The sequence below is a fragment of the Burkholderia stabilis genome, assembly GCF_001742165.1.
Taxonomy (GTDB): Bacteria; Pseudomonadota; Gammaproteobacteria; order Burkholderiales; family Burkholderiaceae; genus Burkholderia; species Burkholderia stabilis.
This window is the reverse complement of record NZ_CP016443.1, coordinates 1,301,826-1,317,637: the sequence shown is the minus strand read 5'-3', so window position 1 is coordinate 1,317,637 and position 15,812 is coordinate 1,301,826. Positions and strand designations below refer to the sequence as shown.

The 15,812-nt window shown below is 66.3% G+C and carries 16 protein-coding genes and 1 pseudogene; 9 read left to right on the top strand and 8 right to left on the bottom strand.

Annotated features, from left to right (window positions below; all coding sequences use genetic code 11):
• Position 1: 1 nt before the first annotated feature.
• Entirely contained in the window at positions 2-463 is a 462-nt protein-coding gene (locus BBJ41_RS23875; protein WP_069748735.1) for a (2Fe-2S)-binding protein, read from the bottom strand.
• Between the two features lie 181 nt (positions 464-644).
• Between BBJ41_RS23875 and BBJ41_RS23870 the strand changes: the two genes are divergently transcribed.
• Positions 645-1,568: an AraC family transcriptional regulator gene (locus BBJ41_RS23870; RefSeq protein WP_069748734.1), complete on the top strand. Its 924-nt coding sequence runs from the start codon at positions 645-647 to the stop codon at positions 1,566-1,568.
• A 19-nt stretch (positions 1,569-1,587) separates the two neighbouring features.
• Here BBJ41_RS23870 and BBJ41_RS23865 read toward each other — a convergent pair whose 3' ends face one another.
• From BBJ41_RS23865 to BBJ41_RS40560, 6 genes are all read right to left on the bottom strand, one after another.
• A complete protein-coding gene (locus tag BBJ41_RS23865) occupies positions 1,588-4,248 on the bottom strand; it encodes a glycosyltransferase (protein ID WP_069748733.1) in 2,661 nt (886 codons plus the stop codon).
• Between the two features lie 26 nt (positions 4,249-4,274).
• The gene (locus BBJ41_RS23860; protein WP_069748732.1) at positions 4,275-5,675 is read right to left on the bottom strand and encodes a UDP-glucose dehydrogenase family protein; all 1,401 of its coding nucleotides are present in this window, start codon (positions 5,673-5,675) and stop codon (positions 4,275-4,277) included.
• A gap of 46 nt (positions 5,676-5,721) precedes the next feature.
• Positions 5,722-6,711 (bottom strand): UDP-glucose 4-epimerase GalE, encoded by a 990-nt coding sequence (gene galE / locus BBJ41_RS23855; RefSeq protein WP_069748731.1) that lies wholly within the window; start codon positions 6,709-6,711, stop codon positions 5,722-5,724.
• Positions 6,708-7,715 carry a UDP-glucuronic acid decarboxylase family protein gene (locus tag BBJ41_RS23850; RefSeq protein ID WP_069748730.1) on the bottom strand — a complete coding sequence of 336 codons (1,008 nt, stop codon included), beginning with the start codon at positions 7,713-7,715 and terminating at the stop codon, positions 6,708-6,710. The genes galE and BBJ41_RS23850 overlap by 4 nt, the downstream gene beginning before the upstream one ends.
• The gene (locus BBJ41_RS41665) at positions 7,708-7,932 is read right to left on the bottom strand and encodes a hypothetical protein (protein ID WP_232036275.1); all 225 of its coding nucleotides are present in this window, start codon (positions 7,930-7,932) and stop codon (positions 7,708-7,710) included. The genes BBJ41_RS23850 and BBJ41_RS41665 overlap by 8 nt, the downstream gene beginning before the upstream one ends.
• Positions 7,933-8,777: 845 nt before the next feature.
• Positions 8,778-9,137, bottom strand: a complete 360-nt coding sequence (locus BBJ41_RS40560; protein WP_156814851.1) for a hypothetical protein — start codon at positions 9,135-9,137, stop codon at positions 8,778-8,780.
• A gap of 102 nt (positions 9,138-9,239) precedes the next feature.
• Between BBJ41_RS40560 and BBJ41_RS41660 the strand changes: the two genes are divergently transcribed.
• From BBJ41_RS41660 to BBJ41_RS23835, 4 genes and pseudogenes are all read left to right on the top strand, one after another.
• Positions 9,240-9,575, top strand: coding sequence for a hypothetical protein (locus tag BBJ41_RS41660; RefSeq protein WP_236872138.1), 336 nt, complete (start codon positions 9,240-9,242; stop codon positions 9,573-9,575).
• Positions 9,576-9,846: 271 nt separating this feature from the next.
• Positions 9,847-10,170, top strand: a complete 324-nt coding sequence (locus BBJ41_RS23840; protein WP_069750349.1) for a hypothetical protein — start codon at positions 9,847-9,849, stop codon at positions 10,168-10,170.
• A gap of 111 nt (positions 10,171-10,281) precedes the next feature.
• Positions 10,282-10,871: pseudogene (locus tag BBJ41_RS42020) on the top strand (hypothetical protein).
• Between the two features lie 74 nt (positions 10,872-10,945).
• On the top strand, positions 10,946-11,227 hold the full coding sequence (locus tag BBJ41_RS23835; protein ID WP_069748729.1) for a hypothetical protein: 282 nt from the start codon (positions 10,946-10,948) through the stop codon (positions 11,225-11,227).
• Here BBJ41_RS23835 and BBJ41_RS41655 read toward each other — a convergent pair.
• Entirely contained in the window at positions 11,199-11,525 is a 327-nt protein-coding gene (locus BBJ41_RS41655) for a hypothetical protein (RefSeq protein WP_232036273.1), read from the bottom strand. The genes BBJ41_RS23835 and BBJ41_RS41655 overlap by 29 nt on opposite strands.
• Here BBJ41_RS41655 and BBJ41_RS23830 point away from each other — a divergent pair.
• The 4 genes from BBJ41_RS23830 to BBJ41_RS23815 all read left to right on the top strand — a co-directional run bounded on the left by BBJ41_RS23830 (position 11,500) and on the right by BBJ41_RS23815 (position 15,800).
• Positions 11,500-12,885, top strand: a complete 1,386-nt coding sequence (locus BBJ41_RS23830) for a chemotaxis protein CheA (protein WP_236872137.1) — start codon at positions 11,500-11,502, stop codon at positions 12,883-12,885. The genes BBJ41_RS41655 and BBJ41_RS23830 overlap by 26 nt on opposite strands.
• Positions 12,886-13,039: 154 nt before the next feature.
• Positions 13,040-13,624, top strand: a complete 585-nt coding sequence (locus BBJ41_RS23825) for a hypothetical protein (RefSeq protein ID WP_069748727.1) — start codon at positions 13,040-13,042, stop codon at positions 13,622-13,624.
• Positions 13,625-13,736: 112 nt separating this feature from the next.
• Entirely contained in the window at positions 13,737-15,164 is a 1,428-nt protein-coding gene (locus BBJ41_RS23820; RefSeq protein ID WP_122170036.1) for a sigma-54 dependent transcriptional regulator, read from the top strand.
• A gap of 129 nt (positions 15,165-15,293) precedes the next feature.
• Complete coding sequence (locus tag BBJ41_RS23815) at positions 15,294-15,800, top strand: hypothetical protein (RefSeq protein WP_069748725.1); 507 nt, start codon at positions 15,294-15,296, stop codon at positions 15,798-15,800.
• The last annotated feature ends 12 nt before the right edge of the window (positions 15,801-15,812 follow it).

The following is a 15,812-nucleotide window of genomic DNA, read 5'->3' as shown; positions in this document are numbered from 1 at the left end:
GTCAGGCTCCCAGCGTCGCGGCTGCGTCGTGGATCGCGGCCCGGATGCGGGCGTAGGTCGCACAGCGGCACAGGTTGCCGTTCATCGCGGCGTCGATGTCCGTGTCGGTCGGCTTCGGATTCTGTTCGAGCAGCGCGGTGGCCGACATGATCTGGCCGGACTGGCAGTAGCCGCATTGCGGCACCTGCAGCTTGACCCATGCAGCCTGCACGGCTTTCGCGGGCTTGCTTTGCAGGCCTTCGATCGTCGTGATGTGCTTGCCCGCGATGCCGGCGAGCGGCAGCACGCACGAGCGGACGGGCTGGCCTTCCAGATGCACCGTGCACGCGCCGCACTGCGCCATGCCGCAGCCGAACTTCGTGCCGGTCAGTCCCGCGTGCTCGCGGATCGCCCAGAGGACGGGCATCGACGGATCGGCGTCGAGCGTGACGTTCTTGCCGTTCAGGACAAACGAGGTAGGCATTTTTATGTCTCCATGGGGAAAACCCGCCATGCCGGCAGGTTAGCGGGGAGTGTGCGCGAGCACGCAGAATTTGCGTCTACCCAATCCTGCAAATTTGTTGAACAATCCTGCAAATCCCCGGCACGCTGCGAGCCGTTTCGCTATGCTCCCGCGACACGGGGAAATCAATCGAGGATTCGTCATGGACATGACCGATATCGCGGCGTCGCGCGAATCCGGGCGGCGCGAACTGGCGTCGCTGATCGGCCGCTTCGCGCCGGCGGACGGCTCGCATGCCACGGCCGTGCCGGGCCTGATGCTGCACCGGCACGCGCGTCCGGTCGATCTCGGCTGCACGGTGTCGCGGGCCGCGCTCGTGATCGCCGCGCAGGGCGCGAAGCGCGTGATCGTCGCCGGCCAGGCGTACGAATACGATTCGCAGAATTGCCTGATTACGTCGATCGACTTGCCGATCCTGTCGCGCGTGACGCGCGCATCACCGGACGCGCCTTACCTGTGCCTGTCGCTGACGCTCGATCCGCAGCGGATCGTCGAACTCGCGGCCGAGATGCGGTTGCCGGAGCCCGACGCGGGGCCCGAAGGCGAGGGGATCGCGCTCGCCGAGCTGACGCCGCCGCTGCTCGACGCCGCGCTGCGCTTGTTACGGTTGCTCGATACGCCGGCGGACATTCCGGTCGTCGCGCCGCTGATCGAAAAGGAACTGCTGTACCGGCTGATGACGAGCGGGCAGGGCACGCGGCTGCGCCACATGGCCATCGCGGGCAGCCAGACGCACCGGATCGCGCGCGCGATCGAATGGATTCGCGATCACTTCGCGGAGCCGATGCGCGTCGAGACGCTCGCGCAGGCGGTCAACATGAGCGTGTCGTCGCTGCATCATCATTTCAAGCACGTGACGACGCTGAGCCCGCTGCAGTACCAGAAGCAGTTGCGGCTGCACGAGGCGCGGCGGCTGTTGCTGCGCCAGGGCGGCGACGTCGGGTCGGTGGCCGCCGTCGTCGGCTACGAAAGCGCGTCGCAGTTCAGCCGCGAATACAGCCGGCTGTTCGGCGCGCCGCCGATGCGCGACGTCGTGCACCTGAGGAAGAAGGAGCTGCTCGGGTGAGGCCGGCGCCGGCCGCCGGTCATTTCGCGACGATTTCCGTTTGCAGGAACGCCGGCGCGATCCGCCAGTCCGGCACATAGCGCGCCGGCCACGCGCCGGGCGTATCGACCGCGTTGAAGTAGACCACGGCCTTCAGCAGCGGATAGCGCCACAGCGAGCGCTGGAATTCGTCGAGTTCGTCGCGCTTGCGTGCATTCGACCCGTCGATGCCGAGCTCCGTGACCATCACCGGCAGCCCGTAGTCGGTCACCCGCTCGTACTTGGTCCGCAGGATGCTCGCGGCGGAGAAGTGGCCGCCGGTCGGCCAGACCGCGCAGCGCGGGCAGTCGAATACGGACAGGCCGACGACGTCCACGTAACCGCGCCCCGGGAAATAGTCGTCGAGATTCCGGTTGCCGGCCGGCGACCACACGAAGCGCAGCCGGTCGGTCATCTTCCTGCATGCGGTCACGACCCGCCGGTAGGCGTCGACGTATGCCGATGCGTCGCCGACGGCCCACGGATAACGCCCCGTGTCCGTCTCCATCTCGTGGCCCCAGCGCACGAACACGGAGCCCTTCAGCGCCGCGAGCGTCGAGCAGAGGGCCGCGATGCGCGCGTCGTAACGGCCGTGCGCGATGTCCTCGAGCAGCGCGCCTTGTCGCGTACCGTCGGCTGCCCACGGCTCGACGGTCAGCATCAGCGAGCGGTTCCTCGACTGCGCATCCCGGTAGGCGTCGCCGATTTCGTCGCCGATATCGGGCGCGTTCCACGACACGAACACGTGATCGAACGCGAGATTCGAATCGGCCGCGAACGTCCTGTCCGGATCGTACGCGCCGAGCTCGGGCTGCTTGACCGGCTGGCCCGGCACGGGCGCGACGACGGCCGGCAGCCCCGAGCGCCACATCATCGCCTGCCAGCCTTTCGGCGCGCGCAACCCGATGCCCGTCAACAGCATCGCGAGCGCGAACACGAACAGCGCGTTGCGCACGGGCAGCCGGCTGAAGAACATCTGCCTGAACGCCGACGCGTCGAGCCCTTGCTCCCTGCCGTGATTCACCGCGACGACGGCCGCGATCACCAGGTACAGGATGCTCGTCAGCGTCGAGAACAGATAGAAGCCGGCGGCGTTGCGCGGATTCTCGACCGTGACGACGGGCAGGCTGCAGAACAGCGAGATCAGCAGGTACGGCGCGACCACGCGCAGCGGCGCGTCCTGCTCGATTGCGCCGCCCTTCGGCGTGACCTTGAACGCGAATTCCTTGCCGCGCACGCAGTCGAACAGCGCCGATGCGCAGCCGAGCACGACCCACGGCCAGCGCGCGAACACGAACGACAGCCCTTCCCACGACAGCAGCCTGGTGTTCAGCGGGCGGCACGACCGGGTCGAATGCGTGGCCCAGGTCACGACGCAGAGGATCAGCACGCTGAGCGGCAGCGCGTAGGCGAGGTACGTGAGGTAATCGACGTGCGCCCATACGCGGCCGGTCAGCAGCGCGACGACCGGAATCACGACACTGCCGGCCATCGCGAGCGCGCACAGCGGATACCACAGTTGGCAGAACAGGAACTGCGCCTTCAGCTTCGGCGGCAGGCCGCCGAAATAACGGCGCGTATAGCGCAGCATGATGATCATCACGCTCTTGGACCACTGGAATTCCTGCGTGGCCAGGTCGGCGAACGTGCGCGGCCCTTCGCCGTTCGCGATCGCGTTCAGCGCGTGCATGCCGCGCCAGCCTTTCGAATTGAAGATCATCGTGGTCGAGTGATCCTCGGCGAGCTCGGGCCCGAGCCCACCGATCTCGCGCAGCGCGCGGCAGCGCACCGCGTAGTGCGAGCCGATGCACAGCGGCGCGAGGCCGCCCGCATAACCGGCCTGCATCGTGCCGTGCAGCGGCCCTTCGACGTTCACGCGGCCGCGCGCGCTCCAGCTCTGCGCCGCGTTGCTGTCGCAGATGCTCGGCGCCGACACGTAGCCGACTTCCGGATCGACGAACGGACGCAGCATTTCCTCGAGATAGGTGCGGGTCGGCACGTGATCGGCGTCGAGCTGCGACACGAAATCGTAGTTGTCGTAGCCATACATGTCGTAGAAGTACGCGAGATTGCCTTCCTTGCAACGGGTCCGGCGCGGCCAGCTCGTCCGGTGATAGGCGGCGATACCGCGCCGCGTCGACACGAATACGCCATGTTCGCGGCACCAGTCGAGCGTCTCGGGCGTCGGGTCTTCATCGGCGAGCCAGGTGTCGTGCGGATAGGTCTGGTCGAGCATCGCGAGCAGCGTCGTGCGGACGATGTCGAACGGCTCGGACGGCGCCTTCGTGACGACCATCGCGACGCGCCAGTCGCGCGGCACCGCCAGCGCGGGGTTCGGCACGACTGCCGAGCGGATGATGAAGATGAAATAGCCGGGAATGAAGGTGGTCCAGAACAGCACGAAGCAGTTGACGCCGAAGCGGAACGCATCGACGTAGTGATCGTCGCGCAGCCACCAGCGCCAGAAGATGCCGAGCGCGACGAACCAGCACAGCGCGAGGATCTGGAAGATGAACTTGGTCCCGCTGTCCATCAGCGGGACGACGAGCGGGATGTCGGCTTCCCGCGCGCCGGCGCGATCTGCTTCGGTATCGGGGGTATCGGCGGTATCGGTGGCGTCCGGGGCCAGGCCGCCGGCAAGCGATGCAACCAGCTTCTTCATGGTGCTCTCCCGTCAAGGTCAGATCATCAGTCGTGAAGCAGGCTGCGAGGCAGCCGGGTGTCCTCGTTTGCAGGTTGGGGTTCTGCCGGGTCCGCCGGCGCGCGCTCGCTGCACGTGCGGCCGATGCGCTCGTAGCGCCGAAACCCGCTGTCGACCGCCAGCCGTTCGCTGAACAGGTTGCGCATGTCGAGCATCACGGGATCGGCCATGTGGTCCGCCAGGTCGGTGAGGTCGAGCGTCTCGAACGCCTTCCACTCGGTCATCACGACGACGGCGTCCGCGCTGCGCACGGCGTCGGTCGCGGAGCCTTCCATGAATACCTGCGGCAGCAGCCGCGACGCCTCGTGCGGACGCGCGGGGTCGTACGCGCGGATATGCGCGCCCGCGCCGACGAGCAACTGGATCACGTCGATGCTCGGGCTTTCGCGCACGTCGTCGGTCTGCCCTTTGAACGTGAGGCCGAGCACGGCGATGCGCTTGTCCTTGATCGAACCGCCGCAGGCCTTCTCGATGCGGCGCAGGATCTGTTCCTTGCGCAGCGCGTTCGATTCGATCGCCGCGCTGACGATGCGCAGCGGCACCGCGTGCTTGGAGGCCGTCGCTTTCAGCGCGCGCGTGTCCTTCGGGAAGCACGAGCCGCCCCAGCCGGGGCCGGCCTTGAGGAACGACGCGCCGATGCGGCGGTCGAGGCCCATTCCGTTCGCGACCAGCTCGACGTCGGCGCCGACCGCTTCGCACAGATCCGAGATTTCGTTGATGTAGCTGATCTTCACCGCGAGGAACGCGTTCGCCGCGTACTTCACGAGTTCGGCGGTTTCGATTTCGGTGGCGAGCACGAGATGGCCCGTCGCTTCGAGCGGCGCGTAGATCGCCTTCATGATCTCGATCGCGCGCGGATGCTCGGCGCCGAACACGACGCGGTCCGGATGCATGAAATCGTCGAGCGCCGATCCTTCGCGCAGGAACTCCGGATTCGACGCGATCGCCGCGTCGATGCCGGCCGGCGCGTATTGCTCGACGATTTGCTTGACGATCCGGTTCGTGCCGACCGGCACCGTCGACTTGGTGACGACGACCGCGAAGCCGGTCAGGTTCGACGCGATCTCGCGCGCGGCCGCCTCGACGTACTGCAGGTCCGCGTGATCGGTGCCCGGCTGCGCCGGCGTGCCGACCGCGATGAACACCGCGTCGCGATCGCTCACGCTCGCCGCCAGGTCGCTGCTGAAGCGCAGCGTGCCGCGTTCGACGTTGCGTGCGACGACGGCGTCGAGGCCCGGTTCGTAGATCGGCATGCGGCCGTCGTTCAGCGCGTCGATCTTGCCGCGATTGTTGTCGATGCAGACGACGTCGTGCCCGAGATCCGCAAAGCATGCGCCGCTCACGAGCCCGACGTAGCCCGTGCCAACGATGGCGATCCGCACATTCATGGTTGTTCCCCTGGGTGCCTTTCCGTGAAACCGGCTCGACTTCCGATTACTGGCCGGATTCGAATTGCAGTTCTTTTTGAAACCACGCCGCGGCGTGTTCGACCATTTGCTCGATTGCGGTAAAACGCGGCCGCCAGCCCAGCACGAGCGCGGCCTTCGTTGCGTCGGCGTACAACTCGGGCGGATCGCCCGGGCGGCGCGCGGCCATCGTCGTCGGCACGGTGCGTCCGGTGACGGCCTCGACGGCGCGCAGCGCATCGAGCACCGAGGTGCCCTTGCCGGTGCCGAGATTCAGCGCGACGCTGTTGCCGCCGCGGCACAGATAGGCGGTGGCCTTCAGGTGCGCGTCGGCGAGGTCGCTCACGTGCACGTAATCGCGAATCGCGGAGCCGTCGGGCGTCGGGTAGTCGGTGCCCATCACCTGGAAGGCATGGCCGGTGCCGAGCGCCGCGCGGATCGCGAGCGGCAGCGCGTGCGTTTCAGGCTCGTGGCATTCGCCGATCATGCCGTCAGGGTCCGCGCCCGCCGCATTGAAGTAACGCAGCGCGACCCACTTCAGCCCGTACGCGCGCTCGAAATCGGCGGCCATCCGCTCCATCGCGTATTTCGTGAAGCCGTACGGATTGATCGGCTGCTGCGGCGTGCGCTCCGAGATCGGCAGCGCATCCGGCACGCCGTAGGTCGCGCACGACGACGACATCACGATCTTGCCGACGCCGGCCGCGCGCATCGCGCTCAGCAGCGTGCAGGTGCCCGTGACGTTCACCGTGTAGTAGCGCTCGGGGGCGAGCACCGATTCGCCGACATAGGCGAGCGCGGCGAAATGGATCACGACGTCGGGCCGGTGCGCGGCGAGTGCCTTCGACAGCGCGTCGCGGTCGAGAATGTCGGCCGCGACGAGCGGCCCCCATCGAACCGCGTCGCGATGGCCGGTCGAGAGATTGTCGTAGGCGACCGGTTCGTGTCCCGCTTGCGCGAGCGCCTTGCACGTATGGCTGCCGATGTAACCCGCTCCGCCTGTCACGAGCACTTTCATGCGGTCGCTCCGGTCATGCGCAGCACCGGCTCGAGCCACAGTTCGCGGCTGAAATAGTCGACGGTCCGGCGCAGGCCTTCGTCGAGATCGATGGTCGGCCGCCAGCCGAGCTCGGTCGACGCGATCGAGATGTCGGGTTTGCGCTGGTGCGGATCGTCGATCGGCAACGGCCGGAACACGATTTCCGATTTCGAGCCCGTCATCGCGAGCACTTTCTCGGCGAGTTCGATCATCGTGAATTCGCCGGGGTTGCCGATGTTGACCGGCGAACCGACGTTGCGCTCGGCGCCCATCAGGCAGAAGAAGCCGTCGATCAGGTCGCTGGCGAAGCAGAACGAACGCGTCTGCTTGCCGTCGCCGTAGATCTCGAGCGGCGCGCCGTTGAGCGCGCCGACGATGAAGTTCGACACGACGCGGCCATCGCGCGGCGACATTCGCGGGCCGTAGGTGTTGAAGATGCGCGCGACGCGCACGTCGATGCCGTGCGTGCGGTAGTAGTCGTAGCACAGCGCCTCGGCGGCGCGCTTGCCTTCGTCGTAGCACGCGCGCGGGCCGATCGTGTTCACGTTGCCGCGATAGGTTTCCGTCTGCGGATGCACGCCCGGGTCGCCGTAGATCTCGCTGGTCGAGGCCTGGAACACGCGTGCGCCAGTTTTGCGCGCGAGCGAGAGACAGTGGTTCATGCCGAGCACGTTCGTCATCATCGTGTGGACGGGATCGATCTGGTACGTGGGCGGCGATGCCGCGCACGCGAGATTCCAGATCTCGTCCACCTGCAGCTGCGGCAGGCCGAGCGATACGTCGCCCTTCACGAATTCGAAGCGCCCGGATGCTTTCAGGTCGGCGACGTTGAGCTTGCGCCCCGTCAGCAGGCTGTCGATGCAGGTGACGAATGCGCCTTCGATGACCAGGCGTTCGCACACGTAGCTGCCGAGAAAACCGGCGCCGCCCGTCACGAGGGCGTGTCGACCGGCGCGCGTCGCGATCGGAACCCTGTCATTCATGGCTTTCCCCTTCGTCGAACATCTCGTCGAACCACACGTCGATTTGCTCGACGGCGGCGCGAACACGTCCCATCCCGCTGCACGGGCAGCGTTTCGGCAAGCGCCGGTTCGCATGGGCTGATGTCGACGAAGCGCCGCGGCAGGCGCTCCGGTTTCGCTGGCTTCCCCGTTGATGCTTGAACGACGCAAGCGTCGATCGATCGCAGGTGATCTTCATCGCCGTTCCCCGACAAGCTGATTGACGAGCGGGCGCCGTCCGTGTTCTTCGTGCCGTGGCGTGCCGCTCGGTGAGAGCCGCATATCAGGCAATCGGCATGCCAGGGACGCCGCAGTCCCGATGCGCGACCGCGTGCTCGTGCAATTGCTGCACGGCACGCGGATATGTGTTTCACGCGTGTATCGTGGGGACAGAAAAGCGATCGGAACGATTGCCGGATCGACGCGATTCGATACGACGAAACTCGCGATAAATCAGGCTTTTGCGAGGTGAGGGGTGTTAAACGAGTGTTGATCGAGCATGTTTCAATGATGAGAATTGCACTGGTTGTCGATTAAAAGAGTTGCTTGAGCGTATCGCTCGTGGATCGAGCGTATCGCGTGAAATGTAAACCGAAAGAAAGTGAAACAAGGATGAATCGTCTGAAATCGATGCCGTAAACATTTGTTATATTTTGTTTTAAATTTTACGACGATGAGCGGGTGGATCGCGGCGCCGTTGGCCGCTTCACGGATTTTATTTTTTCAACGTCTTTTAGGCCTGTCTTTCTATCCGTGATCGTGTCGGTATTTTCACGGATGAATCAAAATCGTTTGAATTGTCGAGGCCGGCGCGTGCCGACGACGTATCGGAGGCCGTCACACCGGCCCGGCGAAACAGGATGCCGCACGATTCGATTCCTGTTTGCCGGGGTGCTGGAAACCGGCCGCACGTGCCGCGCCGCGTGGTTTGCGAGCGGCAAGGCCCGCACCGCCTGGCCGGCGCGGCAGCGCGCTTCTCAAGTTTGAAACAACTGTTCATCTGACCGTTCGGCGAGGGCCGGCGAGCCGGATTCGTCCGTCAAATCATGGCATTGCTTCGCGGCGCTCAACGATCGCCGCGCGTGCCGAACCGTTGCCGCGATACATTCCTGAAACAAAAAATGACGTTCCCGGCGATTCGTGCCGGCGCGGCGGCCGTTCGGCGCGCGCAATGAACGGTGGAATAACGCGTGGCACGCTGCTTGCGGTATTCGGCGCATCGGCGAGCGGTCGAGATGAAGCAACAAAGATGTGGGGCGACCACCTCGTCAATAAGCCAGTCGGGGAAACGGCGATGAAGACTATAAGCAGTAGCTTGATCGGCGCGTACTTTGCGCTCCAGTGGGGTAGTCGGAAAGATCGGGGTGTTGCTCGCGGCGCAGTGCCAGCTTCGCGGGTTTCCATGTGCCGATTTCTCGGCCTCCGCACGCTTCGCGTGCTGGAGCGGTTGTCGCGCCGCGCGGCAACCGGGCGACAGCGGTATTCGCCCTCATTCAGTTCACCCGGATGGGTCAGGCTGTTCGTGCCGGACAGCGTGACGCCGATTCGCCTTCGACCGTGCAGGGCGGTTTCGATCGCGCCAGGCAAAACCTGGCGCCGGCCGGATTAGATCGAACGCCCGTCGGCCGGATTATCCGGAAGACCTTTCGTCGATCGCTCAGGGAGAAGACATGCTACCTGGCTGCGATGCAGGCTCGTTATCGCTCGACTGAAAAGCGTATTTTCCACGAGGCTGCATTTTGCGGTGGTAAATGTATTCGCGCGTTTTCGATTCCGGAAAGGGATGCCATGTGCCGGCATCCCGTCCGGCGGGGTATCGAATATCGCGGGCCGGAAAAATAAGCGTATCGATCCGGTTGTATTAATGGAGTCGTTTTCGGGAAATTTCAAAAATTCATAAGATTCATCGAAAACACCTACTCATAAATTTTGGACAACTGAAAAACACGAAACTAAACTTCGGCTGGCAAAAACAGAAAAGAATGAGTTTCAAAGGCAACATGATTCTCGTAATTAGATAGTGATCCTTATTTGTGAGGATTGCTCAAGTCTGGAAGATTGATGGCGTGCGATCTTCCTGGCTCATTCAGTCCACGCCGTTATGGAGTCGACCATGAAGAAGCTTCTGATTGCAGCAGCAGTTCTGGCGGTTTCGGGTGCAGCGTTCGCAGGCAGCGGCACGGTGTCGAGCAGCAGCTCGTCGAGTGGCGGTTCGACGATGGCCGGTGTTGCAGGGTTCGGCCATTTCTCCGCGACCGATTCCGGTGCCGCACTCGGCGCAGCCGGTGCACTCGCAGGTGGCCCCGGCAGCGGCTCGGTCTCGTACACCAACCACACGCAATCGTCGTCGGTCGGCGGCTTCGGCTTCGGCGGCGCACAGGCTGGTGGCACGAGCGGCGCGAACGCCGGTTCGATCGGCTGGACGTATCACCACTAAGCCGGGGCGCGTAGCGTTCGTCATTGGCTGGCGGTACGGGGGCCGGGTTTCGCTCCGTGAGGACGAGCCCGGTTCCTGGACTGCCGAATAACCTCACAGCAAGGAATTGCTATGAAAGCCAAAGTGATCTTAGCGACAGCGCTTACCGTCCTATCGTCGGCCGTGCTGGCCGCCGGTTCGTCCACGACCAACCAGACGCAATCCGTTGCAGCAGGCGTTTCCGGTTCGGTACTGGTCGGCTCCGGCAGCTATACGAGCAATTCGAATTCGGTAGCGGGCGCAAATGCGGGAAGTACCGTGACACCGTCCGGTTCCGTTGGTACGGCATCCGCGTTTCACAACTCGACCTCGACGGCCAGCGGTTCGGGCACGAACGGGGGGCGTTCGCGGCGGGCGGCGGTATCGGTGCCGCAGGCTCGTACGGTGGAAACAGCAGTACGAACGAAAACGCGAACGCGTTGTCGGGCGGCGTTTCCGCCACGATCGTGCTCGGTGCGAATCACTACACCGCCACGAGTGCGAACGACCAGGGCGTGGCCAACGCCGGTGCCGCAGGGCTCACGGGCGCTGGTGGTTCAGGTGCGATCACGGGTTCGAATCACTACAACTCGTCGACCGTTTGGAGTACCGGCCCGGCCGGCTCACCGTCAGCATCGGGCGGAAGCCAGGCAAGTTCCAGCGCGACCGGAAGCAGTCATTAGTCAGGTGCGGGGGGACCAGTTTCTCAGCGACGCTGGTCTCTTTTCCCCGCATTGTTGTCACGTAAGGAGTTGGCATGAAGCAGAAACTGATTGCCGCCGCTCTGATGCTTGCGTCTCTGACGGCATATGGCGCTGACCGTGCTGCCGACGACGTGCAATCGAATATGCAGACGTCAAACAACCCTGACCAGACAACCAAACCGTCAGAACAACAAACGCTTTCGTCGGGCAGTGCCATCGGCGGACCGGATACCCAGCAGTGGCAGGGCATGTCGGCCGGCTCGTGGTCCCAGCTGGGCAGCGGCTGGAAGCAGTTCGGGGAAGCAGCTAAAGCTGAAGGCATTCAGGGGAATTAGTACGGTTGCCTGGGTGGGAGGTCAAACCTCGTCCGGAGAGTGAAATGAACAGCAACAGGATCAAGGTGGCATGCGCGGCGATGTTCGCGATGACCACGATCGGCGCCCAGGCGCAAACTGCGGATTCGACTTCGAGCGCACAGTCCTCGACGTCGTCCACGGCGATCAGCCAGGGCGGTGGCTCGAGCATGAACACGAACACCACGAGCTCGCGCGGCGGCAACGCCACCAGCAGCAGCGGGGTTCGCGGCAGCGGCAATTCGAGCGTGAACGTGAACGTGACGATGCCGTCCGGCACGAGCGGTGGCTCGAGCGTGACGCCGCAGAGCGTGAGCTCGCTGCAGTCGTCCGGCGCACCCGGCACCAACCCGTACAACACCCAGTCATCGGAAAACGTCAACTACTCGGGTACGCAGACGATCAAGACGAACCCGGCCATCCAGGCGCCCGGCCTCACGACCACGCTGTCCGACACCTGCATGGGATCGGTGAGCGTCGGCGTGTCGTTTCCGGGATTCGGCGCGACGGGCGGCACGACGCTGGTCGACCAGGCCTGCGTGCGTCGTCTCGATGCGCGTGAATTCCGTGCGATGGGGCTGACCGACGTGGCGCTCGCGCTGCTCTGCCAGAGCGACGCGAACCGGCGCGCGGTGGAAGCGACCGGCCACCTGTGCCCGGGCACGACCGCACCGCTCGCGCGTTCGAATGTCGCGCCGAGCGTCGAAGCGACCGTCGCCGACGACGTGAAGTATCACGATCCGATCGTGCGCAACCGCATGGGTCTGCCGCCGCTCGGCTCCGCCGCACCGGCGCCCGCCGCGACGCGCCCGATCGAAACGACCTCCGTGCAGGCTGCGCCGATCCCGGTGCCGGTCCCTGTCCCCGTGCCGTCGATCGCTGCACCGGCCATCGCACCGACCGTCGCCAGCAAGGTGCCGGACGCTGCGCCGGCGGCTGCCGCGAAGGCCACGCAAGCGGCTGCCGTCATGCCCGCCGCTGCCGCCGCACCGGTTGCCGCTGCAGCGCCGGCGGTTGCCGCCGCGCCTGCCGTCGCACCGGCCGCGATGAGCGCGGTGCCCGCAGCGGCCATCGTCGCCGTGCCAGCCGTTGCCGACAAGGCGCCGGAGCCCGCGCCGGCCGTGGCCGACAAGGCACCGGAGCCCGTGCAGCCCGTCGCCGACAAGGCACCGGAGCCGATGCCGGCCGTCGCCGACAAGGCGCCCGAGCCCGTGCAGCCGGTTGCCGACAAGGCACCGGAGCCGATGCCGGCCGTGGCCGACAAGGCGCCCGAGCCCGTGCAGCCGGTTGCCGACAAGGCGCCGGAGCCGATGCCGGCCGTGGCCGACAAGGCGCCCGAGCCCGTGCAACCGGTCGCCGACAAGGCGCCGGAGCCGATGCCGGCCGCCACCGATGCCGCGCCGCAGGCAGCGGACGCTGCGATGCCCGCGCCGGCAGCCGATGCGAAGGCAGCCGAGCCGGCTCCGCAGGCCGCGGTCGAAGCCCCCGCACCGGAAGCCGCGCAACCCGCCGCAGCCGACATGCCGGCCTTGTCCGATCCGGCGCAGAGTCTGTCGCCGGCCCCGGTCGACCAGCAGGCCGCACCGGCTGCACCCGCCACACCGGTACCCGCAGTCGTCTCGACGAGCACGTCGTCGTAAGCGTGCGGGCCCGTCTCCCGTGCGACCGGCATGCCGGCCGTGCGGGAGCCTTCGGAGCCGATGCGCGACGGTCGTCCCTGTTTGACGGGTGTTGGTCCCATCCCCGAGGTCAACACCTCTTTTTGCCTGACGAGGATACAAGGAGGCCTCAATCATGAGGATCTTTTTGGTCGCTCTGCTGCTGGTCAGCGCGCAAGCCGCCGCGCAGTCCGTTTTCCAGAATCCCGCGGTTTTCGTCATCCTGAGCGAGCAGACCGCCGCGAACGCCGTGAGCGTTCAGCAGGCACTGACGACGCTCGGCCGTGCCGACAACACGGCCTGTGCGCCGATGATGATGATCGGCGACCCGCAGATGATTTACATGATGCCCGAGGAAGGGCACGCGCCGTCGTGGCAATCGCCGGTGTACGGTCGCGGCACGCCGTTCGAGGCGCAGAACGGGCCGCACCCGACAGGCAAGACGGTCGGCGCGATGCAGCACGCCGAGGACATGCAGACCCAGCCGTGGAGCGACAGCAGCGCGATCACGCAGAAGATCGCCGGCGACTCGAGCCTGTCCGCGGCCGACCGCGTGAGCGATTGGCAGCGCAACGGGCTCACTTCGATCGAGACGGCCCGCGCGACGGAAGTGACGGTGAACGGCAAGACCTACCGGGCCTATCGCGACGACATCAACCGGTCCGCGCAACCGGTGATCGAGCCGCAGATCTACACGCAGCGCGTCGTTTTCTGCCGATAACGAAACGTCGATCCGAGGACGGGCCGGCGCTGCGCCGCGAGACCACGGAGTCCCGCCGCACGCCGCCCGGCAACGACCGGTCCGAGATACAACCCTACGCGGCGAGGCCATCGTGAACTATTGCTGCCAGATCAGGCTGTCAGGCCCGCAGGATGTCGAGCAGGATGCAGGCATGACGATCGCGCCGTTCCTTGCCGTCCGGCGCAACCATACCGCGCCGTCGCGGCCGCTCGTCTACCTGTCTCAGCATCACGACACCGCGCTCGTCGACTGTCTCGCCTTGCGCGGCTGGGATGTGTCGCGCGCGAAAACCGTTGCGGACGCACTCAATCTCGTCAAGGCGAATCGCCCGCATGCGGGCATCGTCGATTTCGGCAGCTTCGCGTCGGCCGACGTCGCGTCGTTCGAGGCGCTGCTGCGCGACCCGCGCGTCGGCTGGGTCGCGCTCGCCGACGGCGAGCGTCTGTGCGACATCGCGATCGCGCGGCTGATCCGTCACTGCTGTTTCGACTACGTGCGCAATGCGACCGCCTATACGACGATCGGCTATCTCGTCGGCCATGCGTACGGGATGCTGAAGCTCGCGGACGGCGACCCGGCCGCGGACGCGCCGCCGCCCGGCGGCACGATGATCGGCGCATGCGACGCGATGCGCCGGCTGTTCTCGACGATCCGCAAGGTCGCGAACACGGATGCCTCCGTGTTCATCGCCGGCGAATCCGGCACGGGCAAGGAGCTGACGGCGGCGGCGATTCACCAGCATTCGTCGCGCGCCGAGGCGCCGTTCGTCGCCGTGAACTGCGCGGCCATCCCGTCGACGCTGCTGCAGGCCGAACTGTTCGGCCACGAGCGCGGCGCGTTCACGGGCGCGCACCAGCGCAAGATCGGCCGCATCGAGGCCGCGCACGGCGGCACGCTGTTTCTCGACGAAATCGGCGACATGCCGTTCGAGAGCCAGGCGAGCCTGCTGCGGTTCCTGCAGGAAGGCACGATCGAGCGGCTCGGCGGGCACGCGTCGATTCCGGTCGAGGTGCGGATCGTGTCGGCCACCCACGTCGATCTCGAGGCGGCGATGCGGGCGGGGCGGTTCCGCGCCGACCTGTACTACCGCCTGTGCGTGCTGCGCATCGACGAGCCGCCGCTGCGCGTGCGCGGCCGCGACATCATGCTGCTCGCCGATCACGTGCTGCGCCGTTATCACGCCGACAGCCCGCACCGGATTCGCGGCTTCATGCCGTGCGCGGTCGAGGCGATCCACAACTATGCGTGGCCCGGCAACGTACGCGAGCTGATCAACCGGGTCCGGTTCGCGATCGTGATGACGAACGGCCCGATGATCTCGGCCACCGATCTCGAGTTGCACGCGTACACGTCGCGGCGTCCGCCGACGCTCGCCGAAGTGCGTCGCCAGGCCGAGCGGCACGCGATCGAGGAAACGCTGCTGCGCCATCGCCACCAGCATGCGGACGTCGCGTCGGAGCTGGGCATCTCGCGCGCGACGCTGTACCGGCTGATGACCGCGCACGGGCTGCACGGCTGACGCGCCGCGCATCGGCTCAAGACCGCGCGGCGGCAGCCGTTAAGACATGAAATGACCCGTCCGGACCGCCGGCGCAGCGATGCGCCCGCGCGGCCGGCACGCGGCGCATCACGTTTATCCGAGGTTATCGTGGCAGAGTGCAGTCACTGCGGCAGGACGTTGCTGGTCGGCGGGCAGTCGATCGACGGCCGCCGCTATTGCAGCGCGGCGTGCGCGCACGCGCATCCGATCGTCGTCGAGGCGGAGCGGGTGCCGGACGCGAAGGTCAGGCAGTACGTCGACGACTGGCGGTACGGGCCGTGTCCGATCTGCCTGCGCGAAGGGCGGCCGGTCGACGTTCATGCGTCGCATCGCGTCGTGTCGCTGGTGTTCGTCACGCGCTGGGCGACGCGGCGCCACGTGTGCTGCCGCCGCTGCGGCCGCAAGAAGCAGGCGCTCGCGCTGCTCGCGTCGGCCGCGCTCGGCTGGTGGGGATTGCCGTGGGGCGTCGTGCTGACGCCGATTCAGCTCGCGCGCAACGCGTTCGGGCTGGCCGCGCGCGATCCGGAAGTCGCGACGCAGCAGTTCGAGCAGTTCGTGCGGCGCAAGCTGGCGGAGCGCCGGCTGCGGCGCGCGCGGCAGGGCGCCGGCGCCTGATCGCGGCGGAGC

Excerpts from the sequence above, each read along its gene's own strand:
- BBJ41_RS23875 (WP_069748735.1), bottom strand. The coding sequence starts at position 463 with ATGCCTACCTCGTTTGTCCTGAACGGCAAGAACGTCACGCTCGACGCC.
- BBJ41_RS23870 (WP_069748734.1), top strand. The coding sequence starts at position 645 with ATGGACATGACCGATATCGCGGCGTCGCGCGAATCCGGGCGGCGCGAA.
- BBJ41_RS23865 (WP_069748733.1), bottom strand. The coding sequence starts at position 4,248 with ATGAAGAAGCTGGTTGCATCGCTTGCCGGCGGCCTGGCCCCGGACGCC.
- BBJ41_RS23860 (WP_069748732.1), bottom strand. The coding sequence starts at position 5,675 with ATGAATGTGCGGATCGCCATCGTTGGCACGGGCTACGTCGGGCTCGTG.
- galE (WP_069748731.1), bottom strand. The coding sequence starts at position 6,711 with ATGAAAGTGCTCGTGACAGGCGGAGCGGGTTACATCGGCAGCCATACG.
- BBJ41_RS23850 (WP_069748730.1), bottom strand. The coding sequence starts at position 7,715 with ATGAATGACAGGGTTCCGATCGCGACGCGCGCCGGTCGACACGCCCTC.
- BBJ41_RS41665 (WP_232036275.1), bottom strand. The coding sequence starts at position 7,932 with ATGAAGATCACCTGCGATCGATCGACGCTTGCGTCGTTCAAGCATCAA.
- BBJ41_RS40560 (WP_156814851.1), bottom strand. The coding sequence starts at position 9,137 with ATGGAAACCCGCGAAGCTGGCACTGCGCCGCGAGCAACACCCCGATCT.
- BBJ41_RS41660 (WP_236872138.1), top strand. The coding sequence starts at position 9,240 with ATGGGTCAGGCTGTTCGTGCCGGACAGCGTGACGCCGATTCGCCTTCG.
- BBJ41_RS23840 (WP_069750349.1), top strand. The coding sequence starts at position 9,847 with ATGAAGAAGCTTCTGATTGCAGCAGCAGTTCTGGCGGTTTCGGGTGCA.
- BBJ41_RS23835 (WP_069748729.1), top strand. The coding sequence starts at position 10,946 with ATGAAGCAGAAACTGATTGCCGCCGCTCTGATGCTTGCGTCTCTGACG.
- BBJ41_RS23825 (WP_069748727.1), top strand. The coding sequence starts at position 13,040 with ATGAGGATCTTTTTGGTCGCTCTGCTGCTGGTCAGCGCGCAAGCCGCC.